Below are 6492 nucleotides of genomic sequence, written 5' to 3'. Positions count from 1 at the left end.
AGGGGCGCCTGCGCACCGCCGGCGGCGGCCCTGCCGGGCCCGGCGCCTATGCGGTGCGCATCGACAAGCTCTCGGTGCGGCCGGCCGACGCCGCACTGCCGGAGGACGAGACCGGGGTCGAGGTCATCTACGTGACCAGCGAATATGCCGGTTCGACCATGATGCACTTCTTCCGCCATGCCGGCGGCCGGGTGATCGAGGTCGAGCACCATCTCAGCCACCGCGAGCCGGAAACGTTCGACCCGGGCGCGTCCTACCGGCTTAGCTGGGGCGTCGGCGACGGACGGGTGCTGCCGCTGGCCTAGCCGCAGCGGCGCGATGGGAGACGACGGGACGATGCGAGCGATGGGCCCCTTGCCGACACGGCCGTTGCGGCCGGCACGCCGGGCATGAGCGCAGTCGACGCCCCGGCAACGGGCACGCGGCGGCGCAACGGGCGGACCACGCGGTGGTTGCTGGCCCCCGGCGTGCTGTGGATGCTGCTGTTCCTGATCGTGCCGCTGGCGATGATCGTCTACGTCAGCTTCTGGACGCAGACCACCTTCGCCATCGAGCCGACGCTGACCACGCAGAGCTGGGAAGCCTTCTTTGCCAGCGACACCTACCTCGCCTCGCTCGCCACCACGCTGAAGATCTGGATCATCGTGCTGGCGGCGACCATCGTGATCGGCTATCCGGCCGGGCTCTATATCGGCCTGTTCGTGCGCAACAAGACCGTGCAGACGGTGCTGCTGGTCATCTGCGTGATCCCGTTCTGGACCTCGTTCCTGATCCGCGTGCTGGCCTGGCGGCCGATGCTGGGCCAGGAGGGCGCGATCAACCTGATCCTGCAGGGCCTCGGCATCATCGACGCGCCGATCGAGGAGCTGCTGTTCACCGAGCTCAGCGTGCTGATCGGCATGACCCAGATCTACGTCGTGTTCATGGTCGGCCCGGTCGCCTTCATGCTGAGCCGGATCGACGAGAGCGTGATCGAGGCGGCCCGCGACCTCGGCGCCGGCTGGTGGCACATCTTCCGCACCGTCGTGTTGCCGCTCAGCCTGCCGGGGCTGGTGGTCGGGGCGATCTTCGTCTCGGTGATGGTGCTGGGCGAGTTCGCCACCTCGGCCGCGCTGTCGGGCAAGAAGGTGAACCTGCTCGGCAACATCATCATCACCCAGACCGGCTCGCTGAAATGGGCGTTCGCGTCGGTGGTCGGCGTGGTGCTGACCCTGGTCATGGGCGTGATCGTGACGGTGCTGCTGCGGGTGGTGAACCTGCGCAAGGAGCTGTAGGCATGGGCCGGCAGCCCTTCATCAAAGGCGCGCTCGCGGTCTACACCGCGCTGTTCATCGCCTTCCTCTACGGCCCGTTCGCGGTGCTCAGCATCATCAGCTTCCAGACCGGGCCCGAGGGCGGACCGCAGTTCCCGATCATCGAGTTCTCGACCTACTGGTACCGGCACATCTTCGGGCTGACGCCGCCGTCTCGCGTGGCGCCGCTGCCGATCGGCGAGGCGCTGTTCCGCAGCCTGACGCTGGCGTTCATGACCATGGTCACCTCCACCGTGCTCGGCGTGCTGACCGCGCAGGCGTTTCGCCGGCGCTTCAAGGGCTCGGGCGTGGTGTTCTACCTCGTCGTGCTGGGCATGATGGTGCCGGGCATTCTGGTCGGGCTCGGCACCGCGCTGACCTCGACCTCGCTCGGCATCGAGCGCGACTGGTACTCGACCACCTTCGTCGTGCACGTGGTCTATACCTACCCGTTCGCGTTCCTGGTCATGCTCGCCTTCTTCAACCGCTTCGACCGGTCGGTGGAGGAGGCGGCGATGAGCCTGGGGGCGAGCCCGGTGCGCACCTTCCGCAAGGTCACCTTCCCGCTGATCTTCCCCGGCGTGCTGTCGTCGCTGCTGTTCGCCTTCACGCTGAGCTACGACGAGTTCCCGCGCACGCTGCTGGCGTCCGGCGGCGAGCTGACCCTGCCGCTGACGATCTACGGCACCTTCTCGGTCGAGATCCATCCCAACCTGTTCGCCTTCGGCGTGCTGACCACCCTGTTCTCGTTCGCGCTGGTCGCGGTCTACGCCATCCTGATGACGCTCAGCGTCCGCCGCGCCCGCGCCCGGGTAGCGATACAGGAGGAGATCCGATGAGCGCGATCGCGATGGAGACCGGCGCCGGCTGCGCGCGCCGCGGCGGGCTGTGTCTGACCTGTTACGGGAGGAACGGATGAGCGACCGGACACCGATTGCCCTGGTCACCGGCGGCGCCATCGGCATCGGCCGCGCCACCTGCCTGGCGCTGGGCCGCGCCGGCTATCACGTCGTGGTCACCGACATCCTGGAGCTGGAGGGCAAGGAGACCGCGGACGCCGTGCGCACCGACGGCGGGCTGGCCGAGTTCCACCCGCTGGACGTGACCGAAACCCACGAGGCCGACAGCGTGGTCGGCATGGTCGAGGGCACGCTCGGCGCCGTCGATCTGATCGTCGCCAATGCCGGCATCGCGCACCGGGTGCCGCTGGCCGAGCTGAGCGACGCCAAGTGGGACCACACCTTCGACGTCGACCTGAAGGGCATCATGCGGGTGGCGCGCGCCGCCATCCCCGGCATGCGCGCGCGCCGGCGCGGCGCCGTCGTCGCGGTGTCGTCGATCATGGGCGTCGCCTATGGCTGGGACGAGCACGTGCACTATTCCGCCGCCAAGGCCGGGGTGGTCGGGCTGGTGCGCGGTCTGGCGGTCGAGCTGGCCCGCGACGGCATCCGCGTCAACGGCGTCGCACCCGGCTACATCCGCACCGCACAGCTGCTCTCGCGCGAGCATTCGCTGGGCCCCGAAGGCGCGGAGAAGGCGGGCGAGTTCATTCCGATGGGCCGCATCGGCGAGCCCGAGGACATTGCCGACGTGATCCTGTTCCTGGCCTCGGACGCGGCGCGTTACCTGACGGGCCAGACCATTGTCGTCGACGGCGGACTGCTGGTCGGCCGCTATTGACGGGGCGGACCGCCGCGACGACAGCAACCTGGCCGGCAGGCGCCGGCCGCAAGTGAGGGAGAGAGAAGATGGCGTTCAAGAGTGACCTGACCCGCCGTCGGCTGATGAAGTATTCGGCGGGATCGGCGGCCCTGCTGATGGGCGGCGGCACGCCGTTCCTGAATTCGCGCAAGGCCTGGGCCCAGGCCAACCTGGCCGACCAGGAGCTGCGCACCATCGGCCTGTCGGTGACGGTGCAGGAACGCATCCTGGAGGACTTCAAGGCGGCCAGCGGCGTCGGCAGCACCACCGGCACGGCGGCGACCTTCCCCGACACCCAGACCCGCATCCTGTCCGGCTCCACTGACTACGACTGCTGGGAGACCATCGGCGAGCGGCTGCCGGCGATCGTGATGACCGACAACGTCATCCCGATCGAGACCGGCCAGCTGGCCAACTGGGCCAACATCCGCGACACCTTCACCACGCCGGATCCGAAGTGGGAGACGCGGGCGCAGATCGTCGGCCAGATCTGGGCCGACGAGGCGCACACCGCGCTGGTGATGGTGCCGACCGTCTACAACTACGACTCGATCGGCTATCGCCCCGACCTGGTCTCCGCCGAAGAAGCCAACACCTGGACCGCGATCTTCGACGAGAAGTTCAAGGGCAAGTCCGGCATCAACACCGACCCGCTGATCGCCATCGGCCAGGCCATCCTGGCGATGAACAGCTGGGGCATGTCCGAGGTCGCCAACCCGGGCAACCCGTCGGAGGCCGAGATCGACGAGGCCATCGCCTTCCTGATCGACAAGAAGAAGCAGGGCCAGTTCCGGGCGCTGTGGGGCGACTTCGGCGAGCTGGTCAACCTGCTGGCCTCGGGCGAGATGATCGTCTGCGACGCCTGGCAGCCGGCGGTGATGGCGGTGAAGGCGCAGGGCGTGCAGTGCTCCTACGCGGTGCCGAAGGAAGGCTATCGCGCCTGGTCGATCGGCATCTCGATGCTGAAGGGCACGCCGAACGCCGATGCGGTCATCGCCTATGCCGACTACTGGCTCAGCGGCCCGCCGGCGATCACGGTGTCGGAGCAGGGCTACTACTCGCCGACCACCAACATCAAGGACGTGATGCCGGCCGAGAAATACGCCTTCTGGTACGAAGGCCAGCCCTGGGTCGGCGCACCGGACCGCGGCATCCAGGAAGGCGACCTGCGCGACGGCGGCTCGCTGGAGACCCGGGCGGCCAATGTCGCCTACTGGCACCAGTGGCCGGACGCCTATGATCACCTGATCATGAAGTGGGACGAGTTCCTCAGCGCCTGAGGACGCCCGAGACCGGGCGGCGGCCGCCGACGCAGCGATGCGCGGCGGCCGCCGGCCACGCCCAACCTGACGACAGCCCGCCGTGCAGCACGACCTTGAACTGATCGACGTCAACAAGATCTTCGACAACGGCACCGCCGCGGTCGTCGACTTCAACCTGGCGGTCGAGCGCGGTGAATTCGTCTCCTTCCTCGGCCCGTCGGGCTGCGGCAAGACCACGACGCTGCGCATGATCGGCGGGTTCGAAAGCTCGACCTCGGGCCGGATCATGATCCGCGGCAACCAGGTCGACCAGCTGCCGCCCGAGAAGCGGCCGACGTCGATGATCTTCCAGAACTACGCGCTGTTCCCGCACATGACGGTGCGCGAGAACATCGAATACGGCCTGGTGGTGAAGAAGCTGGCCCCGGCCGAGCGCCGGCGCAAGGCCGACGCGATGATGCAGACGGTCGGGCTGACCGACGTCGCCGAGCGCAAGCTGGACGGGCTGTCCGGCGGCCAGCGCCAGCGCATCGCGCTCGCCCGCGGGCTGGTGGTCGAGCCGGAGATCCTGCTGCTCGACGAGCCGCTCGGCTCGCTGGACGCCAACCTGCGCAAGGACATCCAGAACGAGCTGAAGATCCTCCAAGCCAACCTCGGCATCACCTTCGTGTTCGTCACCCATGCGCAGTCGGAGGCGCTGGTGCTGTCGGACCGCATCGTGGTGATGAACCGCGGCATCGCCGAGCAGATCAGCCCGCCGTTCGAGCTCTACACCCGGCCGAAGACGGCGTTCGTCGCCACCTTCATCGGCCGTAACACCATGCTGTCCGGCACCTACAAGGGCGCCGAGGGCGCGATCGGCGCAATCGAGACCCGGTTCGGCCCGCTCGCCGGCTTCGTCAACGACCCCGGTCTGGTCGCCGGCAAGGGCGGCCATGTGGTGATCCCGTCCGAGGCGGTCGAGATCTTCGCCGACACCGCCGACGAGCGCGGCCGGCTGGCCCAGCGCTATGGCGGCAACGTCATCCCGGTGCGCCTGACCGGCTCGCAGGTGGTCGGCCACAAGCTGTATTTCGACCTGGAGCTGGCCGACGGCCACCGCATCAACGTCGAGACCTATGCCAGCAAATATCCGCCCGAACTGACCCGCAGCGACCACCAGGTGCTGATGGCCTGGGCCGCGAACGAGGCGACCCTGGTCCGCCAGGAGGCCTGAGCCGGTGCCGGCCGCGCCGGCGGGCTATTCCGGCAAGCCGATCGCGGCCAAGCTGGGCCTGAAACCGGGGCTACGGCTGCTGTCGGTCGCGGCGCCGGCGCACTATGCGGCGCTGCTCGGCCCGGCCCTGGCCGCGGTCGCGCACGAGGCGGCGCCGAGCCTGCCTGCCGATCCCGCGCCGGCCGACATCGTCCACCTGTTCGTGCCCGACCGCGCCGCGCTGGCCGACGCCCATGCCGGCGCGCTGGCGGCGGTGGCGCCCGGCGGCATGCTGTGGGTGTCGTGGCCGAAGAAGGCGTCGCCCCTGTTCCGCGACCTGACCGAGGACGGCATCCGCGCCGTGCTGCTGCCGACCGGCTGGGTCGACGTCAAGGTCGCGGCCATCGACCGCGACTGGTCCGGGCTGAAATTCCTGCGCCGCCGCACCGGTTGAGCGGGGATTGAACCGCCCGCCGCGCAATTGCGACCCATAGGCATCGGGCCGGTATGCCGGCCCCTGGACGGGACAGAACGCAATGCGCACCATCGCCCTGGCCGCCTTCGCCGCGGCCCTCACGATCCAGGCCGGCACCGCGCTGGCCGACAGCACCATTCCGGGCGCGGCAACCGACGTCCGCCCGCAGTCGCCGGCCACCACGGTCGAGCTGCTGCCCGCCAACCCGCAGTTCCGGCCCAACGGCAGCCCGGTGCTGCCCGCCCTGCTGCTGCCGGCGATCCAGGCCGCGCGCGAGGCGGCAAGCAGCCAGGCCGACGCCGACGGTTCGGTCGACGTGCTGCTGGGCACCCTGCCGGGCGGCCCGGCCGCGGCCGACGCCCAGGGCGCCAAGCACATCTATGTCGACGAGAACGGCGAGCTGGCCTGCGTCACGCTGGACACATTCTTCCCGGAGGCCTGCTGACGGTCCGAGGGAACCAGTTCCGCCGGCGCACGTTGTTCCGGCGACGCGCTCGCGGCCGGCAGCCCGGTCGGCAGACCGCGAACCGCCTTCCTGCCTCCGAACCCAAGTCCAACTTCCCCTGG

Annotated in this window: 8 protein-coding genes; all 8 read left to right on the top strand. The window is 69.3% G+C overall.

Translation table 11 applies throughout. The features are described from left to right. The coding region (locus tag R3F55_03330) for a TOBE domain-containing protein (GenBank protein ID MEZ5666465.1) at positions 1-305 on the top strand (305 nt) is incomplete at its 5' end. 84 nt (positions 306-389) lie between these two features. Further along, the gene (locus R3F55_03325; protein MEZ5666464.1) at positions 390-1274 is read left to right on the top strand and encodes an ABC transporter permease; all 885 of its coding nucleotides are present in this window, start codon (positions 390-392) and stop codon (positions 1272-1274) included. A gap of 2 nt (positions 1275-1276) precedes the next feature. Then, positions 1277-2131 (top strand): ABC transporter permease, encoded by an 855-nt coding sequence (locus R3F55_03320; protein MEZ5666463.1) that lies wholly within the window; start codon positions 1277-1279, stop codon positions 2129-2131. Between the two features lie 76 nt (positions 2132-2207). Further along, positions 2208-2972, top strand: a complete 765-nt coding sequence (locus R3F55_03315) for an SDR family NAD(P)-dependent oxidoreductase (GenBank protein ID MEZ5666462.1) — start codon at positions 2208-2210, stop codon at positions 2970-2972. A gap of 68 nt (positions 2973-3040) precedes the next feature. Beyond that, complete coding sequence (locus R3F55_03310; GenBank protein ID MEZ5666461.1) at positions 3041-4273, top strand: extracellular solute-binding protein; 1233 nt, start codon at positions 3041-3043, stop codon at positions 4271-4273. 82 nt (positions 4274-4355) lie between these two features. After that, positions 4356-5471 carry an ABC transporter ATP-binding protein gene (locus tag R3F55_03305; GenBank protein ID MEZ5666460.1) on the top strand — a complete coding sequence of 372 codons (1116 nt, stop codon included), beginning with the start codon at positions 4356-4358 and terminating at the stop codon, positions 5469-5471. Positions 5472-5475: 4 nt separating this feature from the next. Beyond that, entirely contained in the window at positions 5476-5904 is a 429-nt protein-coding gene (locus tag R3F55_03300; protein ID MEZ5666459.1) for a DUF3052 domain-containing protein, read from the top strand. 82 nt (positions 5905-5986) lie between these two features. Further along, a complete protein-coding gene (locus tag R3F55_03295) occupies positions 5987-6370 on the top strand; it encodes a hypothetical protein (protein ID MEZ5666458.1) in 384 nt (127 codons plus the stop codon). Positions 6371-6492: the final 122 nt, after the last annotated feature.

The organism is Alphaproteobacteria bacterium (assembly GCA_041396705.1).
GTDB lineage: Bacteria > Pseudomonadota > Alphaproteobacteria > CALKHQ01 > CALKHQ01 > CALKHQ01.
The sequence above is the reverse complement of the archived record's forward strand: the minus strand, read 5'-3'. Positions and strand labels throughout refer to the sequence as shown.